Annotated in this window: 17 protein-coding genes; 9 read left to right on the top strand and 8 right to left on the bottom strand. The window is 70.5% G+C overall.

Annotated features, from left to right (window positions below):
• Positions 1–150 precede the first annotated feature (150 nt).
• From BM360_RS18965 to cobT, 5 genes are all read left to right on the top strand, one after another.
• The gene (locus BM360_RS18965) at positions 151–729 is read left to right on the top strand and encodes a polysaccharide biosynthesis/export family protein (RefSeq protein ID WP_165611372.1); all 579 of its coding nucleotides are present in this window, start codon (positions 151–153) and stop codon (positions 727–729) included.
• Between the two features lie 28 nt (positions 730–757).
• Positions 758–2,074: an outer membrane beta-barrel protein gene (locus BM360_RS18960; RefSeq protein WP_093317300.1), complete on the top strand. Its 1,317-nt coding sequence runs from the start codon at positions 758–760 to the stop codon at positions 2,072–2,074.
• A gap of 29 nt (positions 2,075–2,103) precedes the next feature.
• Positions 2,104–4,197: a GumC family protein gene (locus BM360_RS18955; protein ID WP_093317297.1), complete on the top strand. Its 2,094-nt coding sequence runs from the start codon at positions 2,104–2,106 to the stop codon at positions 4,195–4,197.
• Positions 4,198–4,339: 142 nt separating this feature from the next.
• Positions 4,340–6,832, top strand: a complete 2,493-nt coding sequence (locus BM360_RS18950) for a pectate lyase family protein (RefSeq protein ID WP_093317295.1) — start codon at positions 4,340–4,342, stop codon at positions 6,830–6,832.
• Between the two features lie 31 nt (positions 6,833–6,863).
• Complete coding sequence (cobT, locus tag BM360_RS18945) at positions 6,864–7,880, top strand: nicotinate-nucleotide--dimethylbenzimidazole phosphoribosyltransferase (protein WP_093317292.1); 1,017 nt, start codon at positions 6,864–6,866, stop codon at positions 7,878–7,880.
• On the opposite strand, the gene BM360_RS18940 is transcribed toward cobT, so the two are convergent.
• The 4 genes from BM360_RS18940 to BM360_RS18925 all read right to left on the bottom strand — a co-directional run bounded on the left by BM360_RS18940 (position 7,877) and on the right by BM360_RS18925 (position 10,982).
• Positions 7,877–8,752 carry an FAD:protein FMN transferase gene (locus BM360_RS18940; RefSeq protein ID WP_093317494.1) on the bottom strand — a complete coding sequence of 292 codons (876 nt, stop codon included), beginning with the start codon at positions 8,750–8,752 and terminating at the stop codon, positions 7,877–7,879. The genes cobT and BM360_RS18940 overlap by 4 nt on opposite strands.
• A gap of 122 nt (positions 8,753–8,874) precedes the next feature.
• Positions 8,875–9,759 carry a DUF4198 domain-containing protein gene (locus BM360_RS18935; protein WP_093317289.1) on the bottom strand — a complete coding sequence of 295 codons (885 nt, stop codon included), beginning with the start codon at positions 9,757–9,759 and terminating at the stop codon, positions 8,875–8,877.
• 14 nt (positions 9,760–9,773) lie between these two features.
• A complete protein-coding gene (locus BM360_RS18930) occupies positions 9,774–10,271 on the bottom strand; it encodes a DUF2271 domain-containing protein (protein ID WP_093317287.1) in 498 nt (165 codons plus the stop codon).
• Between the two features lie 9 nt (positions 10,272–10,280).
• Positions 10,281–10,982 (bottom strand): PepSY-associated TM helix domain-containing protein, encoded by a 702-nt coding sequence (locus tag BM360_RS18925; protein ID WP_093317284.1) that lies wholly within the window; start codon positions 10,980–10,982, stop codon positions 10,281–10,283.
• Between the two features lie 196 nt (positions 10,983–11,178).
• Between BM360_RS18925 and BM360_RS18920 the strand changes: the two genes are divergently transcribed.
• On the top strand, positions 11,179–12,537 hold the full coding sequence (locus BM360_RS18920) for a cation:proton antiporter (RefSeq protein WP_093317281.1): 1,359 nt from the start codon (positions 11,179–11,181) through the stop codon (positions 12,535–12,537).
• Here BM360_RS18920 and BM360_RS18915 read toward each other — a convergent pair.
• From BM360_RS18915 to BM360_RS18905, 3 genes are read right to left on the bottom strand one after another with little or no spacing between them, the layout of a single operon-like run.
• A complete protein-coding gene (locus BM360_RS18915) occupies positions 12,534–14,075 on the bottom strand; it encodes a DHA2 family efflux MFS transporter permease subunit (protein WP_093317279.1) in 1,542 nt (513 codons plus the stop codon). The genes BM360_RS18920 and BM360_RS18915 overlap by 4 nt on opposite strands.
• 8 nt (positions 14,076–14,083) lie before the next feature.
• Positions 14,084–15,241, bottom strand: coding sequence for an efflux RND transporter periplasmic adaptor subunit (locus BM360_RS18910; RefSeq protein WP_093317489.1), 1,158 nt, complete (start codon positions 15,239–15,241; stop codon positions 14,084–14,086).
• A 22-nt stretch (positions 15,242–15,263) separates the two neighbouring features.
• A complete protein-coding gene (locus BM360_RS18905) occupies positions 15,264–16,658 on the bottom strand; it encodes an efflux transporter outer membrane subunit (RefSeq protein WP_242653573.1) in 1,395 nt (464 codons plus the stop codon).
• 145 nt (positions 16,659–16,803) lie between these two features.
• On the opposite strand from BM360_RS18905, the gene BM360_RS18900 reads away from it, so the two are divergent.
• The 3 genes from BM360_RS18900 to BM360_RS18890 all read left to right on the top strand — a co-directional run bounded on the left by BM360_RS18900 (position 16,804) and on the right by BM360_RS18890 (position 21,762).
• The gene (locus tag BM360_RS18900) at positions 16,804–17,382 is read left to right on the top strand and encodes a TetR/AcrR family transcriptional regulator (protein ID WP_242653572.1); all 579 of its coding nucleotides are present in this window, start codon (positions 16,804–16,806) and stop codon (positions 17,380–17,382) included.
• 73 nt (positions 17,383–17,455) lie between these two features.
• The gene (gene polA, locus BM360_RS18895; protein WP_093317274.1) at positions 17,456–20,194 is read left to right on the top strand and encodes a DNA polymerase I; all 2,739 of its coding nucleotides are present in this window, start codon (positions 17,456–17,458) and stop codon (positions 20,192–20,194) included.
• A gap of 47 nt (positions 20,195–20,241) precedes the next feature.
• Positions 20,242–21,762 carry a lipopolysaccharide biosynthesis protein gene (locus BM360_RS18890; RefSeq protein ID WP_093317486.1) on the top strand — a complete coding sequence of 507 codons (1,521 nt, stop codon included), beginning with the start codon at positions 20,242–20,244 and terminating at the stop codon, positions 21,760–21,762.
• 22 nt (positions 21,763–21,784) lie between these two features.
• Here the strand turns inward: BM360_RS18890 and purH are convergent, their stop codons facing one another.
• Positions 21,785–23,356 carry a bifunctional phosphoribosylaminoimidazolecarboxamide formyltransferase/IMP cyclohydrolase gene (gene purH, locus BM360_RS18885; RefSeq protein WP_093317272.1) on the bottom strand — a complete coding sequence of 524 codons (1,572 nt, stop codon included), beginning with the start codon at positions 23,354–23,356 and terminating at the stop codon, positions 21,785–21,787.
• Positions 23,357–24,110: the final 754 nt, after the last annotated feature.

Here is a 24,110-nt window from a genome sequence, read left to right as displayed (position 1 = left end):
CAGCACCATATTCGACCAAGCCGGGGCTGACGACTTCGAGCAGGTCCGAACTGGTCCATGTCCCCGATCAGACGGTGCTTCGCCTCTGCTAACGGCAGCACAGGGCACGGCCTGCCGAGTGGCGGTGTCGTCGGACGTGTGGGGGTTGCGATGCGGGCAGATCTGGGCTGGCTGGTCTTGGCGGCGGCGGGCATGCTCGCATCCTGCGCTCCGTCGCTTGGCCCGGCGCTCTCCGCCGGCGAGTTCCAGGCGCGCTATCCGGTGGCGGCCACCGCCCTCTCTCCCGGCAGCCGCATCCGCCTCGTCCTCTACGGGGATGAGGCGATGACCGGCGAATATCAGGTCGCGCCGGATGGAACGGTGTCGCTGCCGCTGCTCGGCCCGATCAAGGCCGCGGGGCTGACGGTGGAGGAGTTTCGCCGCGCGGCGGAGGCGCAGCTGGCCAACGGCTTCTACGCCGATGCCAGCAAGCGCCTGTCGGTGCAGCTGGTCGATGTGCTGCCCATCTACGTCTATGGCGAGGTCGGCCGCCCCGGCGCCTTCCCCTATGCGCCCGATCTGACGCTGGGCAAGGCGGCGGCCCTGGCCGGCGGCTACACCTACCGCGCCAATCCCAAGGCGGTCCTCATCCGTCGCGCGAACGGCGGGCAGGAGGTCACCGTCGTCGCCGATCAGGCGCTGCCGCTCGCGCCTGGCGACACCGTGCGCATCCCCGAACGCAGCTTCTGAGCAGGCGGCGCGTGGGCGTGAGGGCGCGATGACCTTTCGTCGTCTGGCAGGCGGGCGGCTCGGCGGCGTGCTGGTCGCCGCGCTGTCCATGCCCGTCGCCGCGCAGGAGGCGCCCGTCACCGTCTTCGCAGCGGACGACCGGCTCGATCGCCCGGAGGAGGGCGACATCTTCCGGCTCGCGCCGCCGCCCGGGCTTGCCGAGCGCGGCGTGCGCGTCGGCAGCTTCGTCGTGCGGCCGACCGTCGCGCTCGGCGCGCGGGGTGTGAGCGATCTGCTCGCCCCCGATTATCGCGGTGCGGCGGACGTTGCCGGCGTGATCGCGCCCGAGGTGACGATCGACGGCGACCGGCCAGGGCTCGACCTCCAGGCCTATCTGCGCGGGAATCTCGTCGGCTTTGCCGGGCACAAGCGGGAGAATCTGGCGGAAGGATCGGGCGGCGTCTCGCTCGCGCGCATCTTCAGCCCGGCGCTCACCGTGCGCGCCAGCGCCGAGGCGGGCCGCTTCATCGAGGATCGCGCCGCCGCCTTCACCCCCGCCGACGTGCGCAAGCCCGTGCGGTTCGAGCGGATGCTCGGGTCGCTCGGCGCGACCTACACGGCCGGGCGGCTGGTGGTGTCGCCCACGTTGAACGTCACCCGCTACGCCTATCACGATGCGCGGCGCGCCTCCGATCCGACGCAGATCCTCGTCCAGCGCAACCGCAGCTTCGTTCGGCTCAATCCGTCGCTCACCATCGGCTATGTGCCCGTGGCAGGCACCGTTTTCTATGCCGCCGCGGACTACGATCGGCGCGATTACGATCTGAAGCCGGACGGGCAGATCCTCCGTTTCGATCGCGACTCCAAGGGCTATGCCGTCTATGGCGGGGTGCGCTTCCAGCCGACGCCGCTGACCCGGCTGGACATCGCCGCCGGCTATCAGCGCCAGCGCTACAAGGCGCCGCTGAACGGCCCCTCCGGCCTCTACGCCCGCGTGACGGCGGAGTGGAGCCCGTCGCGCGCCAGCAGCGTCCGCCTGACGGCGCTGCGCGACATCTCCGAAACGGGGGCATTCCAGCTCGGCGGTGCGCGCCGCACGCGGGTGGAGGCCCGTTACGATCGGGAGATCCGGCGCGATCTGCGCGCCAGCCTGCGCGCCGAATACCGCCTGAGCGAGGTCCAGGACGTCCAGTTCAAGACCCGGCAGATGCTCGGAGGCGCGGCGCTGACCTATTATCACACCCCTGCGCTCGAACTGTTCGGCACCGTCGATCTGCTGCGCAGCCGCGGCACCGCGGCGGGCACGAACGGGCGCGAGCGGCTGAAGCGCGCGATGCTCCAGCTCGGCCTGCGGCTGGGGATGTGAGCCATGATGACCCTGCGGAAGGATGACCGGTGACGTTTGAGCAGATTTTCGCGATCTTCCGCCGGGCGCTGCCGATCGTCGCCATCGGCATGATCGGTCTCGGGCTGATCGGCCTGATCGTCAGCCTCGCCTCACCGCGCATCTATCAATCCACCGCCCGCGTGATCGTCGAGGCGCAGGTGCGCCCGATCACCTCCGATCCCGACGTGGTCGAGCGGCAGGGCCAGCGCGATCCCTCCGCGGTCGACACCGAGGTGCAGGTCCTCGAATCCAGCGCCGTCGCCGCGCGCGTGGTGCGCGATGCCAGGCTCCAGTCCGATCCGGAATTCGGCGGCGACAGCTTCGACCAGTCGGTCCGCCGCTTCGCCGAGGCGCTGTCGATCAGCCGCGTGGGGGAAACCGAGCTCATCGACATCAAGGTCGAGTCCCGCTCGCCCCAGCGCGCCGCCCAACTCGCCAACCGCACCGCCGAGGCATACATGACGCTGGAGCGCGAGCGGAAGCGCCGCACCACGCTGGACGCGAACCGACTGCTGCGCGCACGCGTGGCGGACATGGCCGGGCAGGTCCGCCGGGCGGAGGCTGCGGTGCAGCAGTTCCGTGTCGGCAACAACCTCCTCAGCGTCAACGGCACCACGCTGGCCGAGCAGACCTCCGCCAACATCAGCGATCGTCTCGCCGCCGGCCGCGCGGCGGAGCGGGCCGCGCTGGCGGAGCTGGCCGCCGCCCGCAGCGCCGGCGTGCCGCTCGATCTGGCGAACGCGCAGGCGTCGCTCGGCACGCTCCGCGCGCAGCAGGCGGGCGCGATGCAGGAGATGAGTGCGGCGCAGGGGCAGTTCGGCCCCAGCCATCCCCGCTACATCGCCGCCGCGCGCCGCCTCGCCGAGATCAACCAGGCGGTCGAGGCGGAGACGCAGCGTGCCCGCGCCGGCATCGCCGCCACGCAGGGGCAGCGCATCGACGAGCTGGAGGCGCGCGCCGCGGCCGCCACGAACCTGCGCCGCTCGCTGGAGACGAGCGCGGGGGCGAATGCGGCCGGGCTGGCGAGCAACAGCCGCGCCGCCACCCGGCTGGCCGACCTCGAGCGGCAGGCCGCGGCGCTCCGCTCCACCTACGAGACCTATCTCCAGCGCTACCAGCAGACGCTGACGCAGCTCGGCACTGAGCAGTCCAAGGCGGAGCTGATCGCCGCGGGCACGGTGCCCGAGCGGCCGTACAAGCCGTCCACCCTGCGCAACGTGCTGTTCGGGCTGCTCGCCGGCCTTGCCGCCGGCATCGCCATCTCGACCAGCGTGATCCTGTTCGAATCGCACTTTAGCACCGCCGCGCAGGTGGAGGAGGAGCTGGATGTGGAGGGCCTGCCGTCGCTCCCCACCGCCGGCTCCGCCGGCCTGTCGGTCGGGCGGGCCGACACCGCGGCCATCCTCGCCGCGATGATCGCCGATCCCACCAGCGCCTTTGCCGAGATGCACAAGAGCCTGGTGGGCGCGCTCGACCGGCCGGTGGACGGGCGGCCGAACCGCGTCGTGGCGGTCACCTCCGCGCTGCCGAAGGAAGGCAAGACCACGGCCGTGCTCTGCCTCGCCACCGCCGCCGCCTTCGGCGGGCGCCGCGTGCTGCTGATCGATTGCGACCAGCGCCGCCGCGGCGTGACGCGGGCGGCCGCCAGCGGTGCGGAACAGGGATTGCACGAGGTGCTCGTCGGCGGCGCGGCCTGGCGCGGCGTGCTGGCCGCGGGGCCGGTGCCCGGCGTCGATCTGCTGCCCGCATCGCCGGTGCAGGCCGATCAGGTCGATCTGTTCGGCCTGCCCGCCTTCGCCACGCTGCTGGCGGCGGTGCGCGACAGCTACGATCTCGTCCTGCTCGATTGCGCGCCGGTGCTGCCGATCGTCGATACCCGCCTGATCGTCGGCTATGCTGATTCCGTGCTGCTCGTCTGCCGCTGGCGCAGCACCGCGCGGCGGGCCGTGGCGGCGGCGCTCGGCATGATCGGGCGCACGGGCGCGCCGATCGCCGGTGTCACGCTGACCCGTGTCGACCTGAAGGCACTCGCCCGCTTCGGCTATGGCGACCCGACTTTCTATTACCGCAGCTACAAGGACTATTACGGTGCGCCGGCTTGAGCGCCGGCTTGCACTGGCCTGCGCTGCGTTATTCCTCCATTTCGGACTAATTATCGGACTTCAAACGGATTTTTACCTAAACGCGTTACCCGCCATTACCGCTGCTCCCACCATCCGGCCGCCGCAATTTGGAGGCAGGGTCGTGACGGGTCAGTTGGCGTTCGTTGGTGCGGTTGGGTATGGTGCGGAAACGGTCGGTGGGCGCGGCGGTCAGGTCGTCCACGTCACGACCCTGGCGGATTCCGGTGCAGGCTCGCTGCGCTGGGCGCTTGAGGGGGTGCAGGGGCCGCGCACCGTCGTGTTCGACGTCGGCGGCACGATCACGCTGAAGACGCAGATCCTGGTCGAGCAGGGCAATGTCACCATCGCCGGCCAGACCGCGCCGGGCGAGGGCATCACGCTGGAAGGCTCGCGCATCCGCGTGAAGGCGGACGAGGTGATCGTCCGCGGCATCCATTTCCGCCCCGGCGACGGCGCCGTCGGCATGGACCCGAGCGACCGCGACGGCCTGATGATCGGCACCACCGATTTCGAGGTCAACAACGTCATCGTCGATCACAACAGCTTTTCGTGGGCGACCGACACCAATCTCGACATCAACGGCCGGGTGAACGGCATCACCGTGTCGTCCAACATCATCGCCGAAGGGCTGCAGAACAGCCTTCACGCCAAAGGCGCGCACAGCAAGGGGATGACCGTTTCCAACTGGGGCGGCGCGGCGGGCGACGACAGGAACATCACCATCGTCGGCAACCTCTTCTCCGACAATGCCCAGCGCAATCCCGAGATCCGCGCCGGCCAGAATGTCGAGGTGGTCAACAACTACATCTACAATTACGGCCTCGGCCATGCCGCGATCAGCGTCGGCGGCGGCAACAACGGCACGCTGCTGACCGACATCGCCATCGTCAACAACGTCATCACCGCCGGCCCCTCCACGTCGGCCGCGAACAAGGCGGGCATCCGCAGCAACCCGGTCAATGTCGAGAACATGGCCGTCGACAGCCGCATCGCCATCGCCGGCAACGTGCTGACCGCGGAGAGCGGCGGCAGCTTCGCCCAGGATCAGGCGACCGTCTGGAGCTATTACAGCGCCAGCGGCCCGCAGGCGAAGGTCACCGGCTCGGCCGCGCTGAACAGCCTGACCAGCATCCTCGCGACGCGCGATGTCGCCGCCAGCGTGCTCGCCAATGCGGGCGCGGTGAACGGGGCCGGCCGCGACGCGATCGACCGTCGCATCGTCGATGAGGCGGCGAGGGGCACGGGCGGCATCATCGATTCCCCCGCGCAGCTCGCCACCAAGGTGGCCCGCACGCTCACCGTCGGCGCGACGGACAGCGACCGCGACGGCATGCCCGACTGGTTCGAGGATCTCTACGGCTTCGCCAAGCTGACCGCCGACGACAAGGGCGATCGGGACCGCGACGGCTTCACCAACCTCGAGGAATATATCAACGGCCTGATCACCGGCTTCGATCTCGGCAGTCCGAAGCTCGGCCCTGTCGTCAACGGTGCCAAGGGCCTCGTCATCCAGATGCCGGGTGGTGCCGGTCCGGTCGACGTGACCGGCTTCGTCCCCGGCGGCACCGCCAAGCTCGACCTGACCGCCGCGCTCGCCACGTTCAAGGGCGACACCCGTCCGCTCGCCGACCGGGTGGAGATCGCCTATGCGAATGGCAGCAGCTACATCTCGATCGATGCAGATGGTGCGGGCGCCGGCACGGCCAAGGCGCTGATCGCGGTGATCGAATCCGCGCACGTCACGCTGGCCGACCTGAAGGGGCCGGGCGCCACCGTCGCGAGCGCTCCGGCGATCGTCGCGGCGCCTGCGCCGGCCGCGGCGGTGAAGGTGGCGGCGCCAGCGCCTCTGCCGTCCGCCTTCGCCGACACGCTCGTCGCCGCCACGCCCACCGCGGCGCTGCCCGCGCTCAAGGCAAGTGCCGCGGCCGACACCTACACGATCCGCTCTTCCGCGCAGGCGACCGCCGAGACCGCGACGGGTGGTGTCGATCAGGTCGTCGCCTATGCCGATTACCGGCTGGGCGCCTTTGTCGAGAATGGCTCGCTGAAGGGTAACGCCACGCAGCTTTCCGGCAACGATCTCGACAATAAGCTGACCGGCAACGAGCTGGCCAACCGCCTGTTCGGCCATGACGGCGCCGATCAGCTCCGCGGCATGGCGGGCAACGACCTCGTCGTCGGCGGCGCCGGCAACGATCGGCTGGAAGGCAATGAGGGCGACGACACGCTGGTCGGCGGCACGGGCGCGGACTCGCTGTTCGGCGGGGCGGGGCGCGACCACTTCGTCTTCTTCAGCGGCGACAGCGGCTTCACCGGCACCGCCACCAACGACGTGATCAACGATTTCGAGCTTGGCGACACCCTCTCGCTCGACGGCCTCACGCTCGACTTCAGCGCCATCCCCTTCTTCGACCAAGGCTTCAAGACGTTCGCGCCCGCGCTCGACTTCGCCAAGGGTTTGATCGCGGCGGGGGAGGACATGGTCGCCGTCGGCGGCGCGCGGGACGTGTGGCTGTTCACCGACAGCAATGCCGATCACGTCATCGATGGCGCGATCACGCTGATGTATGCCGGGCTGAACGACGCCCTGTTCCACGGCGGCATGCTCGGCTGACGGGGGCAGCGCGCTCTGCTAGCGGGCGCGCATGACCAGCCTCCGCTTCTCCTCCCGTGCCGCCTTCGATGCCGCGCTCGCCGCGCTGCCCGGCCCCGACCTCGCCGCGCGCGAGGCGGCGGCGGCGCGGCAGGCGCAACTCACCAAGCCAGCGGGTTCGCTCGGCCGGCTGGAGGAGATCGCCCTGTTCCTCGCCGGCTGGCACGGCGCCGAGCGACCGCGGATCGCGCGCGGCCGCGCCGTCGTCTTCGCGGGCAATCACGGCGTCGCCGCCCGCGGCGTCAGCGCCTTTCCCGTCGAGGTGACCGCGCAGATGGTCGCCAACTTCGCAGGCGGCGGTGCCGCGATCAACGCGCTCGCCCGCGCCGCCGGGCTCGCGCTGTCGGTCGTCCCGCTCGAGCTCGATCGGCCGACCGCGGATTTCACCCAAGGTCCGGCGATGGACGAGGCGGACTGCCTCGCCGCGCTCGATGCCGGTGCGCAGGCGGTGGGCGATGCCGATCTGCTCGTGCTGGGCGAAATGGGCATCGGCAACACCACCGCCGCCGCCGCGCTCGCCGCCGCCAGCTTCGGCGGCAGTGCGGCCGACTGGGTCGGCCCCGGCACTGGCGTCGATCCCGCCGGCATCGCGCGCAAGGTCGGGGCGGTGGACGCGGCGCTCGCCGCCCATGCCGGTGCGCTGGACACGCCGTTCGAGATCCTGCGCCGGCTCGGCGGGCGCGAAATCGCCGCGATGGCGGGCGCGCTGCTGGCGGCGCGTCACGCCCGCGTGCCCGTGGTGATCGACGGCTTCATCGGCACCGCCGCGGTTGCGCCGCTCGCTCGGGCGGTGCCGGGCATCGTCGATCACCTGCTCGCCGGCCATGTCTCGGCCGAGCCCGGCCACCGCCGCCTGCTCGATCGCCTCGGCCTCAGGCCGCTCCTCGCGCTCGACATGCGGCTGGGCGAGGGCAGCGGCGCGGCGCTGGCGGTGGGCGTGATCCGCGCCGCGCTCGCCACGCATGACGAGATGGCGACCTTTGCCGAAGCGGGCGTCGCCGCCGCCTAATCCGCGAGCATGGCGGTGAGCAGGGGGGACAGGTGCTCCGTGCCGTCCGCCATCACGACCCGCGCCGCCAGCCGCTCGCGCACCGCCAGCGCCATGCCCTCCTCCGCGCCCAGCACGGCGATCGCGGTCGCCCACGCATCCGCATCCAGCGCCTGCGCGTGGAGGACGCTGACCGAGACGACCCCGTTCAGCGCCGGCCGTCCGGTCCGCGGATCCAGCGTATGCGCGCCGCGGCGATAATCGCCGGAGGTCGCGACGGCGAGCTCGTGCAGCGCGATCCGGATCGGCGCCAGCGTCAGGCCTGGCGGTGTTTCCAGATCGACCCACCACGGCTCGCCGTCCGGCCGCACGCCGCGGCCGACCAGTTCGCCGCCAATCTCGACCAGCGCATGGCCGATGCCGCGCTCGGTCAGCAGCGCGGCGACCGCGTCCACCGCGAAGCCTTTGGCGATCCCCGACAGATCGAGCGCGACGCCGCCTGCCTGGCGCAGTCGCCGCGCCGCCCCGTCCCAGGCGAGCTGTTGCCAGCCCGAGAGCGTGCGCGCCGCCGCCACTTCCGCCCCGAGCGGCGTCGGCCGCGCCCCGTGCGGGCCGAAGCCCCATAGGTCGGTCAATTGGCCGATGGCGGGATCGAACGCACCGCCGCTCGCCGCCGCAATGGCGAGCCCGCGCGCCATCACCCAGGCGAAATCCGCAGGCAGTGCCATCCACATGCCCGCGGGCGCACGGTTGAAGCGCGACAGCAGCGACTCCGCCGCCCAGTGGCTCATCTCCGCGACGATGCCGTCCAGCCGCGCCTCGATCGCCCGGCCCAGCGCCGCCGCATCGCCGCCGCGCGGGAGGGCGAAGCGGACGGACCAGCTCGTCCCCATCGTCACGCCCGCCAGTCGCTCCACCCGCGCCGCCGCGTCGCGCGCGGCGACGGCGGCGGCGTCGATGTGCGGCGGCAGCGCGATGCGGACGTCGCCCGCCGTGTCGCTCACCCGCTCGGGGCTCAGGGCGTCATCACCTCGACCGTGGTGGTGTAGCTCAGCCGCCGCTGGGTGACGCGCGGCATCGAGGAATTGGCGTCCGTCGTCGTCGCGTTCAGCCAGTACATGCCCGCATTCGGCCAGGTGACGCTCAGCACGCCGTCGGCGCCGGTGGTCAGCTCCATCGCGCCCTCGGCATCGCGGTAGCGCTTGCCGCCGGGCACCACCGTCACCTTCAGGTTCGCCGCGGGCTTGCCGTCGACGAGGAAGCGGAAGCGCGTCGCCTCGCCCGCGACCAGCTCGTCCGGATGCGTGATGGGGCTGAGCTCCAGGCCCTTGCCGGTCGGCTTGAACACGGTCTGCGTCGGCTCGCCCGTCGTGACGAAGATCTCGTTTCGGCCGATCACCTCGGTCAGCTTCACGTCGGTGGCGTTGGCCGGGATGTCCGCCACCGTCAGCGGCGGCGCGGGCGGCGTGGCGGGCGCATCGGCGGGTGCGCCCGGGCCACCCGGCCGCGCCATGCCGCCCGGCGGCGGCCCGCGCCGGCCGATGCGCTTCTCGACGCCATCCACCTTGAAGCTGCCCATCACGTTCGACATCTCGCTGCCGATCTTCCACGTGCCGGGCTTGTCCAGCTTCACGTCGAAGACGGAGCGGTAGCGGCCGGTGCTGCCATTCTGGATCTGGCCGGGCGTGCCGTCGGGCTGCCACACCTTGATGCCTTCGAGCCGGCCGGGCTGGTGATCGGCATAGAACAGGTCGTTGGACACGGCGCTGTCCACCGTCACCCAGCTGTCGGTGCCGGAGAAGACGGTGCCGGATGGCAGCAGCCACTGGCGGTGCGCGGGCGCGGCGGTGGCAAGGGCGGCCAGCGCGGCGGCGGCAAGCAGGCGGGGCAGGCGGGTCATTGCGGAAGCTCCCTTCAGCGGGCGGACAGGGTGATAGCGCCCAGCTCGCCCTTGCCCGTGGCGCGGGCGGCGGCGGCAGGCACGGAAACGGGCACGGAGACGAGCTCGCGCCCGCCGGTCTCGCGCGCTGCCTCGACGTTCAGCACATATTGGCCGGGCGCGATGCCGGCGGGCATCGGGATCTGGTGCGTGCCGGGCGCACGGGTCGCGCCGCTCACCCCGTCCGCCGGCAGCTTCAGGCTGCGGCCGCCCTTGCGCCACCAGGTGCGCAGGTCCGCCAGCCACTTGGTGCCCGGCTCGTTGCCGCCCTTCTTGACGTCATACCACACCGCCAGCGTCCGCGCCGCGCCGCCGCCGGCGGGCTCCAGCCAAACCGCCACATAGGGCCGGTGATATTCCGCGACGCTGAGCCGCGGGATGGTGACGCTGATCGTGCCGGCCGCCGCGGCAGGCGTGGCCAGCGCGCCCGCCCCGGTCAGGACGGCGGGCAGCAGGAGGGAGGTCGAGCGCATTGGATCTCCTCAGTGGATGAACAGGATGGCGATCAGCGCCGGCACCACCAGCCCGAGCGCGACGAGCGGCCAGGTGGACGGCCGGTGGCGCGCATGGAGCTGGAGCAGCAGCAGGCCGGTCAGCGTGAAGATCACGCATGCCGCGGCAAAGATGTCGATGAACCAGAACCAGGCGTCGCCCGCATTCCGGCCCTTGTGGAGGTCGTTCAGGTAGGAGATCCAGCCGCGGTCGGTCGTCTCCGAGGTGATCCTGCCGCTCGCCCGGTCGATGCTGACCCAGCCGTCGCCGCCCGGCCGCGGCAGCGCGACATAGACCTCGCCGTCCGACCATTCCGCCGCGCGCCCGCCCGGATCGAGGCCCACCGCCTGTGCGACGGCGCGCGCCACCGCAGGCGGCAGCGGCGCGGCGGCCGAGGGCGTCTGCGCGATCTGCCCCAAAAGCGGTGCGGGCAGCTGCCCCGCTTTCTCGGCGACCACCGGCGTGGCGCTGATCGAGGCGGCATGGTTCAGCGTGATGCCCGTCAGCGCGAACAGCATCATGCCGACCAGCGACGCGGCGGCGCTCACCCAATGCCAGGTGTGCAGCTGCTTCAGATAGGCGCTCCGCCATGCCTTGCGCTTGTTTGCCGGGCGGCGCTGGGGGGAGGAGGCCTGAGTCACGGTACGCCCCCTAAGCCAGCGTTTCGCCTCCGACAAGATAATGCGAGGCATTCGCAGGTTGGGGAAGGCGAATAATCGTCAAAGGCGCGCGCCGGAGGTGCCGTCCCGTGGCTTCCACTTGGCTGGAGAGGTGAAACTAAGGCGGCTGATCGGAAAGACGATGCGGGCGGCCGCGAATTACTTCCTGCTTGGGTTTCAGTCAGTTGGGAATAATTGAACGAGGGCGTCGGCCGGTTGTTGTGGGGCGATGCCGAACCTCGCCTCGCCCGAGCCTTACATTCTCGCCATGACGGGCTTCGGCGTGCTGGTCGCGCTGGTTGCATGGTTGCCGCTGGCGCTGCGGCGGCTGCCCTTGTCGCTGCCCATCTGCTGCATCGGCCTGGGTCTCGGCCTGTTCGCGCTGCCCGGCATCCCTTTCACGCCCTCGCCGATGATCTTCCCCAAATTCACCGAGCACATGACCGAGGTGGTGGTCATCATCGCCTTGATGGGGGCCGGGCTGAAGCTCGATCGCTCGTTCGACTGGCGCGAGTGGCGGGTAACGTGGCGCTTGCTGGCGGTCACCATGCCGCTGTCCATCTTCGCCATCGCCTGGGTCGGCGGCGCGCTGCTGGCGCTGCCCGCCGCCACCGCGCTGCTGCTTGGTGCGGCGCTGGCACCGACCGATCCGGTGCTAGCCTCCGACGTGCAGGTCGGCCCGCCCAAGACGGGGGAGGAGGATGAGGTTCGCTTCGGCCTTACCTCGGAGGCCGGACTGAACGACGGGCTCGCCTTCCCCTTCGTCTATTTCGCCATCGCGCTCGCCGCTGCCTCCGGGTCGTTCGAAACCGAGTGGGTCACGCATTGGTTCGCGCTCGACATATTGTGGAAGGGCATCGGCGGCGTCGCGGTCGGCTGGCTGATCGGCCGCGCCACCGGCTGGCTCACCTTCCACATGCCCGCCGAAACGCGCATCGCGCAGACCGGCGATGGTCTCATCGCGCTGGCCGCCACCTTCTTCACCTATGGCGTGGGCGAGCTGCTCCACGTCTATGGCTTCGTTGCGGTGTTCATCTGCGCACTGACGCTGCGGGCGGCCCACCGCAATCACGATTTCCAGCGCGACATGCACGATTTCACCGAGCAGGTGGAACGGCTGGTGATGATGTGCCTGCTGCTGCTGTTCGGCGGTGCGCTTCTCACCGGGCTGCTTGCGCCGGTCGGCTGGCGCGAATGGGCGGCGGCGTTGCTGATCCTCCTGGTGGTGCGCCCCGCTACCGGCCTGCTCGGCATGATCGGGTTGAAGGCGACCCGCAGCGAGAAGCTGACGCTCGCCTTCTTCGGCATTCGCGGCGTCGGCTCCTTCTATTACATGGCTTTCGCCGCGACGCGGATGGAGATTGCCGACGAGGCGCGCGTCTGGGCGATCGTCGGGCTGGTCGTGCTCCTGTCGATCCTGCTGCACGGGCTGACGGTCACGCCCATCATGCGCACCGTGGATCGCCTGCATGGGCGCGATCCCGACGCCGATCACGCCATCGTCCACCCGGAGGATGAGGGGCAGACGGACGACGAGGACAAGGCGCGGGACGACCCCGCCACAACGCCCGCCCGCGCCGGCGCTTAGTGCGCCGCGCTCGGCCCCGCGCGCTTGGGCTTTGGCGCCAGCCAGACCAGCGTCGCGGTGCACAGGAACAGCACCGCGCAGACCGACACGACATGGTTGGTCGCCAGCGTCACCGCCTCCGACTGGACCAGCCGGTCGAGCACGCCCGTCGCCTGCGCGGGTGACAGGCCGCCCGCCTCCGCGCCCCGCGTCAGCGAGCCGGGATCGTTGAGCGTGCCGACCAGCGATTCCCGCGCGGAGCTGGCGTCGCGGTCCCAAAAGGTCGTCGCCAGCGAGGTGCCGATCGCGGCGCAGAGCGTCCGCAGGAAGTTCATCAGCCCCGCCGCCGACGCCGTCTCCTGCGGCAGCACCGCGCCGAGCGCGAGCGAGGTGGAGGCGACAAAGAAGAACGGCATCCCCATTCCTTGCGCGAACTGCGGCAGCGCGGCCCAGAAGAAGCTGATGTCGCTCGTCCAGCCGGTGCGCATCCACGTCACGAAGCTGAGCCACAGCAGCCCGCCCGAGATCATCAGCCGCGCATCCAGCTTGCTCAGCAGCGCCGCCGCGACCGGGGACAGGATCAGCGCGAAGAAACCCGTCACCGCCGTCGCATAGCCGGCATAGGTCGCGGTGTAGCCGAGGTTCAGCTGGAGGAAGAGCGGCACCAGCACCACCGTCGCGAAATAGGCGCCGAAGCTGATCGCGGCGACGAACATGCCGACGGTGAAGCCGCGGTGGCGCATCACGCTCAGATCCACCACCGGATGCTCGTCGGTCAGCTCCCAGATCAGGAAGGCGACGAAGCCGATCGCGGCGACGATCGCCAGCTGCCAGATCAGCGTGCTGGCGAACCAGTCCTCCTCGCGCCCCTTGTCGATCATGATCTGGAACGCGCCGACCCATACGACCAGCAGGATCAGGCCGACATAGTCGATCGGGTTCTTGACGGTCGGCGTCTCATAGGGGCGCAGCATACGCCACGCGACGGTCAGGCTCAGCGCCACCACCGGCAGGTTGATGAAGAAGATCCATGGCCACGACCAGTTGTCGGAGATCAGGCCGCCCAGGATCGGTCCGGCGATCGGCCCCAGCACGATCGTCATGCTCCACATGCCGAGCGCCTGCGCCGCTTTCTCGCGCGGGAAGATGCGCAGCATCATCGTCTGCGCCATCGGCATGATCGGCCCGCCGCACAGGCCCTGGCAGATCCGGCAGAGCAGCAGCGTCTGGAGGTTCGGCGCGAAGCCGCACAGGAAGGAGAAGCAGCCGAAGCCGAACAAAGCCGCCATGAACAGCCGCACCGCGCCGAAGCGGCCCGCCAGCCAGCCCGTCAGCGGCACGCTGATCGCCTCGGCGACCGCATAGGAGGTGATCACCCACGTGCCCTGGCTGGGCGCGACGGCGAGGCTGCCGGAGATGTGCGGCACCGATACGTTGGCGATCGTGATGTCCAGCACCACGACGAAGTTGGCGAGCCCGATGGCGAAGCCGGCCAGCGCCAGCTTAAGCCCTTTCAGCGGCGGGGGGCCGGGGATTGCGGGGGCGGAAGGGCCGGCCATGGTTCGGCTCAGCGCGGCTTGGTGTCGATGGTCGCTTCCATCGACAGGCCGAGGCGGAGCGGATGCGCCGCCAGCTCGCGCGGGTCGAGCGTCACGCGCACCGGCAGCCGCTGCACCACCTTGATCCAGTTGCCGCTGGCATTCTGCGCCGGGATGACGGCAAAGGCCGCGCCGGTGCCGCCTGAGAAGCCGGCGACCCGGCCGTGGAACATCACGTCATCGCCGTAGAGGTCGGAGGTCAGCTCCACCGGCTGGCCGGGGCGAACGTCCGCCAGCTGCACTTCCTTGTAATTCGCATCGACATAGACCTGCGTCACCGGCACGACGCTCATCAGCGCCGCGCCGGGCGCGACGCGCTGGCCCACCTGCACCTGCCGCCGCGCGACCACGCCGTCGAACGGCGCGCGGATCACCGTACGGGCAAGGTCCAGCCGCGCCTGATCCAGCCGCGCGCGGGCCGCCAGCACGTCGGGATTGGTCGCGACGGTGGTGCCGCGCACCAGCGCGTCGTTCGCCGCCCGCTCGCCCTCGGCTGCCCCCCGCGTCGCATTGGCCTGCGCCAGATCGGCCCGCGCGACGCCCAGCCCCGCCTGCGCCGCGGCAAAGGCGTTGCGCGCCTGCGTCAGCTCCTCGCCCGACACCGCGCCGCCGCTCGCCAGCGCCTGCCGCCGCCTGAGGTCGATCTGCGCCCGCTCGAAATCGGCCTGTGCGGTGATGATCCGCGCGCGGGCGCGTGCAATGTCCGCCTGCCGCCCCGTCACCTGCGCGCCGAGCGCGCTGCCGGTGGCGAGCGTCTGCCGCACGCGCCGCTCGGCCTGGGCCAGCTGCGCCTCCGCCTGCGCGACCGCGATGCGCGCGTCCGCCGGGTCGATCTCGACCAGCACCTGCCCGCGGCGGACCGCCTGCGTATCGCTCACCCGCACCGCGGTCACCGCGCCGGCCACCAGCGGCGTGATCTGCGCCACCTCGGCATTCACATAGGCATTGTCCGTCGACACCCAGCGGTCGCCCACGATCAGCCGGTGCAGGCCATAGGCCAGCGCCGCCACCGCGATCACCGCGGCGAAGATCAGGAACAGCCGCTTGCGCTTGTTCGGCTGGACGGGTGGGGGCGTGTCGTCGCTCACGGTTGGGCCTGCGGGGGCATGGGGTTCGGCATCGGGCATATCGGGCTTCCGTATCGGCGCATCAGGCAGCGAAGCCGCCGCCCAGCGCGCGGATGAGCTGGACGTCGAGGGCGAGGGCGCGCGCATCCAGCTCGGCCAGCAGGCGGCGATTCTGGGTCAGCGCATCTTCCGCCGACAGCACGTTGAGGAAGGTGGAGAGGCCGCCTTCGTAACGCTGCCGGGCGATGCGATAGGCGTCCTCGGATGCGGCCACCGCCGCCCGCGTCTCCGCCAGCCGCGTCGCTAGCGCGCGGCGGCTGGCGGCGGCATCCGCCACCTCGTTCAGCGCGCGCGTCAGCGTCTGGTCGTAGAGGGCCACCGCCGCGTCATAGTCGCCGCGCGCCTCGCGATACTGGCCGGACAGCCGCCCGCCCTGGAAGATGGGCAGGCTGATCGCCGGCGCGACGCTGCCGATGGTCGATCCGGAGCGCACGATATTGTCGAGCCCGAGCGACTGGACGCCGATCAGCGCCGCGAGGTTGACGTTCGGATAAAAGTTCGCCCGCGCCACCTTGATCCGCTGCGCCGCCGCCTCCGCCCGCAGCCGCGCGGCGACGATGTCCGCCCGCCGGCCGACCAGATCGAGCGCCAGCGACGGCGGCAGCCCGTCCGCCCGCGGCGCGATGCGCGGCGGGCGCGCGATTGCGAGGCCGCGGTCAGGGCCCGCTCCCAGCAGCGCGGCCAGGCGGTTGCGGGTCAGCGCGATCGCCTCGTCGCCTGCGGCCAGCTGCGCGCGCGCCGCGCGGACGCCCGCCTCCGCCTGGCTCTGCTCGCCGCGCGTATCCAGCCCGTTCTCGACGCGGCGGCGCACCAAGGACGCCGTCTCACCGCGCACGCGCAGCGTTGCCTCGGCGGCGTCGCGCTCGGCGAACAGGCGGGCGAGGTCGGCATAGGCCTCCGCCACCGATGCGGCGACGGCCAGCCGCGCGGCGCGCGCCTCCACCTCGGCCGCCTGCCGCTCGGACGTGGCGGCGCGGAAGGCGGCACGGTTGCGCCCGAAGAAGTCGAGTTCGTAGCGCAGATCGATCGTGGCGCGGCCATAATCGTTCCAGCCCTTGGGCACGAACTGCGCCGGAATGCCGTTATTGTAGCTCTGCTTGGCCAGCTCCGGCGTGGCGGTGGCGGAAAGCGTCGGCAGCCGTGCCGCGCCCGCCTGTTCGGCCAGACCCTGCGCCCGCCGCAGCCGCGCGTCGGCGGAGGCGAGATCGGGCGACGCGACCAGCGCCTCCTCGACCAGCTGCGCCAGCTGCGGATCGCCGAGCGACTGCCACCAGCGATCCTCCGGCCACGCGGCCACCGGGCCGGCAAGGCTCTGCGTCGTGGCGAACCGCGCGGGGGTCGCGGGGGTGGGCGTCGGGCCGAGATCGGGCACCGCCGCGCAGCCGCCCATCAGCGCGGCGACGGCAAGGGGCAGCACCCGAGTCGATTTACTGTACGGGAAGGTCACTATTCGCCCCTGCACCGCTTGCCGTCGGGCCGTCAAGCGCTATGTGTACGGGATGGTCACTAGCACGCGCCTCGCCCGATCCGCACCCGAGTGCCGGCGTGAGCACATCCTCGATGTGGCCCGCGACCTGTTCGTGGCGGAAGGCTTCGCCGCGGCGTCGATGTCGTCCATCGCGGCGCGGCTCGGCGGCTCCAAGGCGACGCTCTACAAATACTTTCCCTCCAAGGAGGCCCTGTTCGAGGCGGTGATGGAGCGGAAATGCGCGACCATCCTCGCCACGCTCTACGATCCCGATCCGCCGACGGGCGACGTGCGCGATCTGCTGCGCACCATCGGGCGGCGGATGCTGGAGGTGATCTTCCAGCCCGATGCCCTGGCGCTCCACCGCGTCGTCATGGCGGAAAGCGTGCGCTTTCCCGAAATCGCGCGCATCTTCTTCGCGCAGGGGCCGGAGCGGGTGCAGCGCCAGCTGGCCGCCCGGCTCGCGGCGCTCGACGCCCGCGGCGTGATCGCTTGTTCCGATCCGCTGCTCACCGCGCAGCAGTTCCTCGCCATGACCAAGGGCGAGCTGCACATGCGCGTCATCTGCGGCCTCGCGCCGTCGCTGACGCCCGAGGAGATCGAGCGGCAGATCGATCATGCCGTCGCCCTGATCGCGCCGGGGTTGGAGCGGCAGGCCCCCGCCGTCGCCTGAACCGTGCGCTGGCGGGCGATCGTGCGGCAACCCCGTTCCCGCGTCGCCCGCCGCCTGCTAGGCAGCGGCGGGCATGGCCAACCACCTCTATCTCGTCGACGGCTCGGGCTACATCTTCCGCGCCTATCACCGGCTGCCGCCGCTGACCAACCGCCATGGCCAGCCGGCCGGCGCCGTCTACGGCTTCACCACCATGTTGTGGAAGCTGCTCGACGATCTCGGCCGGGCCGACGGGCCGAGCCACCTCGCGGTGATCTTCGACGCCTCGTCCAAGACGTTCCGCAACACGATGTACGATCAGTACAAGGCGCACCGCCCGCCGCCGCCGCCTGATCTCACGCCGCAATTCCCGGTGATTCGCGATGCCGTCCGCGCCTTCTCGGTGCCGTGCATCGAGGAGGAGGGGCTGGAGGCGGACGACATCATCGCCTGCTACGCCAAGGCCGCGCTGGCCGAGGGCTGGCAGGTGACGATCGTCTCGTCCGACAAGGATCTGATGCAGCTGATCGAGCCGGGGCTCGACCTGCTCGACACGATGAACAACCGCCGCATCGGTGCTGCCGAAGTGGTCGAGAAGTTCGGCGTGCCCCCCGAACAGCTCGGCGACGTGCTCGCGCTGATGGGCGACAGCGTCGACAATGTGCCCGGCGTCCCCGGCGTCGGCGCCAAGACCGCGGCGCAGCTCATCCAGGAGCATGGCAACCTCGAGAACGTGCTGGCCGCGGCCGATGGGATCAAGAAGCCGAAGCTCCGCCAGTCGCTGATCGATCATGCCGATGCCGCGCGGATGAGCCGCGAACTCGTCCGGCTGGTGTGCGATCGCCCGCTCGCCCAGCCGCTCGACCAGCTGGCGATGCAGGGCGTGCCCCCCGAGCCCTTGCGCGCCTTCCTTGAGGATCAGGGCTTCCGCTCGCTGCTCACCAAGCTCGGCGGCGCCACCGCCGATGCCGCCCCGCCGCCGCCCCGGCCCGCGGACGAGCCCGCCTTCGTGCACAAGGATTACGAGACGGTCACCGACGAGGCCGCGCTCGACCGCTGGATCGCCGACGCCTTTGCGGCGGGCGCCGTCGCGGTCGATACCGAGACGAACGACCTCGACTGCATCCGCGCGACGCTCGTCGGCATCAGCCTCGCTACCGCGCCCGGCAAGGCCTGCTACATCCCCATCGCACATGGCGGCGACGGCCTGCTGGCGGAAGCGCCCGCGCAGCTCTCGCGCGAGACGGTGCTGGGCAAGCTCAAGCCGCTGATGGAGGATCCATCGATCCTCAAGATCGGCCAGAACCTCAAATATGACCTCATCATGTTCCGCCGCCACGGCGTGGACGTGACGCCCTATGACGACACGATGCTGCTGTCCTACGATCTCGACGCGGGTCTCGGGGCCCACGGGATGGACGATCTCGCCAAGCGCCACCTCAGCCACGCCTGCATCGAGTTCAAGACGGTCTGCGGCACGGGCAAGAGCGCGATCACCTTCGACAAGGTGCCGCTCGACAAGGCGACCGAATATGCCGCCGAGGATGCGGACGTCACGCTCCGCCTGTGGCGCAAGCTGAAGCCGCGGCTGGGCCTCGAAGCCGCCACCCGCGTCTACGAGCTGGTCGATCGCCCGCTCGTGCCCGTCATTGCCGAGATGGAGCGCGCCGGCATCCTCGTCGACCGCGCCGAGCTTGCCCGCCTGTCCGCCGAGTTCGGGCAGGAGATCCTGCGGCTGGAAGGCGAGGTGCACGAGATTGCCGGCACGAAGTTCGCCATCGGCTCGCCGCAGCAGCTCGGCAAGGTGCTGTTCGAGGGGATGGGCCTGAAGGGCGGCAAGAAGGGCAAGTCGGGCGCCTGGTCTACCGACGTGACCGAGCTTGAGCGGCTGGCCGGCGAAGGGGCGGAGATCGCCCGCAAGGTGCTCGACTGGCGCCAGATGACCAAGCTCAAGTCGACCTACACCGATGCGCTTCAGCAGGAGATCAACCCGGAGACGGGGCGCGTCCACACCAGCTATTCGCTCGCCGTCGCGCAGACCGGGCGGCTGTCGTCGAACGAGCCGAACCTCCAGAACATCCCGATCCGCACCGAGGTCGGCCGCCGCATCCGCCACGCCTTCGTCGCGGGGCCGGGCAATGTCCTGATCTCCGCCGACTATTCCCAGATCGAGCTCCGCCTCGCCGCGCACATGGCCGACGTGCCGCAGTTGAAGCAGGCCTTCGCCGAGGGCACCGACATCCACAGCCTGACGGCCACAGAGCTGTTCGGCGAGGTCAATCGCGACACGCGCGGGCGGGCCAAGACGATCAACTTCGCCATCCTCTACGGCATCTCGTCCTGGGGCCTCGCCGCCCGCCTCGGCACCGACCGGGCGGACGCGCAGGCGATGATCGACCGCTATTTCGAGCGGTTCCCCGGCATCAACCGCTACATCGCCGAGACGATCGCGCAGGTGCGCGAGCACGGCTTCGTCACCACCCTGTTCGGCCGCAAGCTGCATCTGCCCGCGATCAAGGGCAAGACGGTGGGCGAGCGGCAGGGCGCCGAGCGGCAGGCGATTAACGCGCCGATCCAGGGCACCAGTGCGGACATCATCAAGCGCGCGATGGTGCGCATGGGGCCGAACCTCGCCGCCGCGGGCTTGGGCGACGTGCGCATGCTCCTCCAGGTCCATGACGAACTCGTCTTCGAGCTGCCGGAGGCGCAGGTCGACGCCGCCACCGCGGTGATCCGCGAGACCATGGAGCGCGCGGCCGAACCCGCCATCCGCCTCGACGTGCCCCTGGGCGTCGAGATCGGCGTCGCGGCGAACTGGGGCGACGCGCATTGAGCAAGCCTGCCGCCGAGGGGCTCGACCTTCACGCCCCCGGCGCCGACATGGCCGCGCTCGCCAAGGGCGGGCGCACCAACGTGTTCGGCTTCCTCATCCGCCTGGCCGCGCGGCTGCCCTTCCTGTTCATCGCCGGACGCGTCTACGGCGCCGACGCGCTCGGCCGGTTCGCGCTGGCGACGATCACGGTGGAGTTCGCCGCACAGCTCGCCACGCTCGGGCTGAAGCGCGGGCTGGCGCGCCAGCTGTCGGAGGAGAAGCGCCCGCACGTCCATATCGTCTGGGATGCGCTGCTGCTCACCATGTTCGGCTCGGTCGTGGCGGCGGGCGTGCTGATCGCCATGCCGCAGCTCATGTTCCCCAATTCGCCGATCTACGGGCTCGACTGGCTGCTGCCGCTCACCATCTTCGGCTGGGCGCTCAGCGACATCGCGCTCGCCGCGCTCGCCTATCGCGGCGACGTGGCGGCGACCGTCAAGGCGCGCGCCATCGTCGAGCCGTGGACGATCAGCATCGCCGCCGCCGCCCTCGCTTTCTACTCGCGCCGCGACGGGCTGATCCTGGCCTATGTCCTCTCCACCATCGCCGCGCTGACCGCCTCGATCGTGCCGCTGCTGCGCAGCTACGGGCACCCGCGCGGCTGGGCGCCGAAGCCGGCGGTGCTGGCCAAGCTCGCGCTGCGCAACGTGCCGCTGGCCGGCGCCGACGCGATCGAGTGGGGTTCGCGCCGGCTCGACATCTACATCCTCGGCCGCTTCTTCCTGCCCGATATCGTCGGCATCTATTATGTCGCGCAGCAGGTCGCCTCGCTGCCGCAAAAGCTGAAGACCAGCTTCGATCCGATCCTCGGCCCCGTCATCACGCAGAAGCTGGGGGAGGGGGACAAGCCCGCCGTCGCCAAGCAGGTGCGCCAGGTCGGCTTCTGGATCATCGCCGCACAGCTCGGCATCGCGCTCGCGCTCGGCATCCCGGGCGAGGCGGTGATGGGGCTGGTCGGCCCGACCTTCGTCGGCGGCACCGCCGCGCTCGCCTTCCTGCTCGGCGCGGAGGCGATTGCGGCGACGGCGGCGGTGAGCGAGGCGGCGCTGATCTACGTCGCCCGCTGGCGCAATCTTGTCATCTCGCTGGCGATGGTGATCGTGCAGGTGCTCGTCTCGGTCGGGCTGATCTATGCGCTGCGCGAAGCGGTGCCGCTGCTGCGGGATTGGGGCTGGTCGACCCGGCCGGAGGTCGATCCGCGCGCCGATCCGATCTCGGCGGCGGGCGTCGCCATCGGCCTCATGGTCGCGCTCGCCTTCGCCTCGATCGCCAAGTCGCGGCTGGCGGCGCGGCTGCTGGGCGCGCGCGTGTCCGGCTGGCGCTGGGCGCTGCTCCCCGCCACGCTGGCGGCGGCGGCGGCAGGCGCGCTGGTGCTGCTCACCCCCGAATGGACGCAGCTCAGCCTCGGCGTCGCGCTGATCCTTGGCGCCTACGGCTGGGTGATCTGGCGCCGCGGCTTCAGCCACGAGGATCGCGAGCTGTTCCGCCTCAAGCCCAAGGACGTGGCGGCGGAGCCCGCCGCCGCCTGATGGCGGCGGGCGTCTCAGCCCGTCAGTGGCGGAAGTGGCGCATGCCCGTGAACATCATCGCCAGCCCGGCCTCGTCGGCCGCGGCGATCACGTCCGCATCGCGGATCGAGCCGCCCGGCTGGATCACCGCCGTCGCCCCCGCCTCGGCCGCCGCCAGCAGCCCGTCGGGGAAGGGGAAGAAGGCGTCCGACGCTACCGCCGAGCCGACCGCGCGTGACGTGCCCCAGCCATGCGTCTCCGCCGCCTCGACCGCCTTGGCGGCGGCGATGCGGCTCGAATCGCGACGGTTCATCTGGCCCGCACCGATGCCGGCGGTGATGCCGTCCCTGGCATAGACGATCGCGTTCGACTTGACGTGCTTGGCCACGGTCCACGCGAACAGGCAGTCGGCAATTTCCTGCTCGGTCGGGTGCCGCTTGGTCACGACCTTCAGCATGTCGCGCGTGACGCGGCCATTGTCGCGATCCTGCACCAGGATGCCGCCGGCGATCGGCACCGCCGTCTGGCCGGCGCGCGCGGGATCGGGCAGGTCGCCCGTCAGCAGCAGGCGCAAATTCTTCTTGCGCGCGAACACCGCCTTCGCCGCCTCGTCCGCATCAGGGGCGGCGACCACCTCGGTGAAGATCGCGCTGATCGCCTCCGCCGTCGCCCCGTCGAGCGGGCGATTGACCGCGACGATGCCGCCGAAGGCCGACACGCTGTCGCACTCCAGCGCCGCCTTGAACGCCTCGGCCAGCGTGTCGCCCGTCGCCACGCCGCACGGATTGGCATGTTTGACGATCACCACCGTCGGCGGCCCGTCGCGGAACTCGGCGACCAGCTCCAGCGCGGCATTGGCGTCGTTCAGGTTGTTGTAGCTCAGCTCCTTGCCCTGCACCTGCCGTGCCTGCGCGATGCCGGCCGCGTGCGCGCCTGCCGGGAAATAGAGCGCCGCCGCCTGATGCGGATTCTCGCCATAGCGCAGCGGCATGGCGAGCCGCCGCGCCTCCGCCTGCACCGGCGGGAAGGCCTCGCTTTGATCGACCCGGCCGAACCACGTCGCGATCGCCGCATCGTAAGCGGCCGTCGCCGCATAGGCCTTGGCGGCGAAGCGGCGGCGATCCTCCAGCGTCGTGGTGCCGCTGCCGACCAGCGCGTAATCCGCCGGATCGGTCACGATCGCGACCGACGCATGGTTCTTCGCCGCCGAGCGCACCATCGACGGGCCACCGATGTCGATATTCTCGATGATCTCGTCGCGCGCGGCGCCCTTCGCCACCGTCGCCTCGAACGGGTAGAGGTTGACCACCACCAGATCGATCGCGCCGATCCCGTGCGCCTCCATCGATGCGACATGCTCGGCATTGTCGCGCACCGCCAGCAGGCCGCCATGCACGATCGGGTGCAGCGTCTTTACGCGCCCGTCCATCATCTCGGGAAAGCCGGTCAGGTCGGACACGTCCCGCACCGCCAGCCCCGCCTCGCGCAGCGCCTTCGCCGTCCCGCCGGTCGAGACCAGCTCCACCCCCTTGTCCGCCAGCGCACGGCCCAGGTCGACAAGCCCGCTCTTGTCCGAGACGGAAAGCAGCGCGCGGCGGATGGCGATATCGGTCATGGCGCGAGCCTGTAGTCGGCCAAGCCGCCAAGCGAAAGCGGGAAGGGGCGGCGTTCTGTCATCCGCCGTGACGGTCGACGCCGCAGGCTTGGCCCGATGTCCGGAGTTGGTGGAAAGCGGACATACCGGGTAGAAGCAGGCAGGCAGCGCAAGAGGCGGAGAGCTGCGGGTTGGCGATAGGGTCAAGGTAGACGGCTGTGCGGGCACCCTCGTAGCGCTCATCGAGGAGCAAGCCTTCGCTTCGGATTATCCGGCTTCGGAGTGGGACTACCTAGAGACGGGCATCCTTGTTGTGGATGATCAGGCCGGCTTGATACATTACCCGGATCTCGGCGACATCCGGATAGAGCGTTTTGACGTCTGAAATGGTGATTACCGGACGTTCGTCTCCGACAGCCGAGCGGCGGATTTCCGACCGACACGGCCCTCTCGCTTCTCTGATGTGCGATCGAGCGCCTCAGAAAGCGGCGCGTCCGGAGACTTCTTCCACCCACCAGTCTTCGTCGAGTTCTGCCTGGCTGAGCTTTCGATAAGATCGGAAGAAGCCTCATCTAGACGCTCAAGCCCAGCCAGAGCTTGATTGTTCTCGTGACGTATGCGGCGATTCTCTTTCGCCTTCCTCAACGGGATTGCTTTGCGTGCTCCATGCGGGCTTTCACCGTAAGTGTTCCGGCGATCGAGTCGGAGGCTCAAAGCTTTCTTTTGCTGCGGAGTTTTTGGCGGCTTGCTGCTCATAGCCCTGACTGTGCCCTCA

Origin of the sequence: Sphingomonas jatrophae, from assembly GCF_900113315.1 — a bacterium.
Lineage (GTDB): Bacteria > Pseudomonadota > Alphaproteobacteria > Sphingomonadales > Sphingomonadaceae > Sphingomonas_P > Sphingomonas_P jatrophae.
The sequence above is the reverse complement of the archived record's forward strand: the minus strand, read 5'-3'. Positions and strand labels throughout refer to the sequence as shown.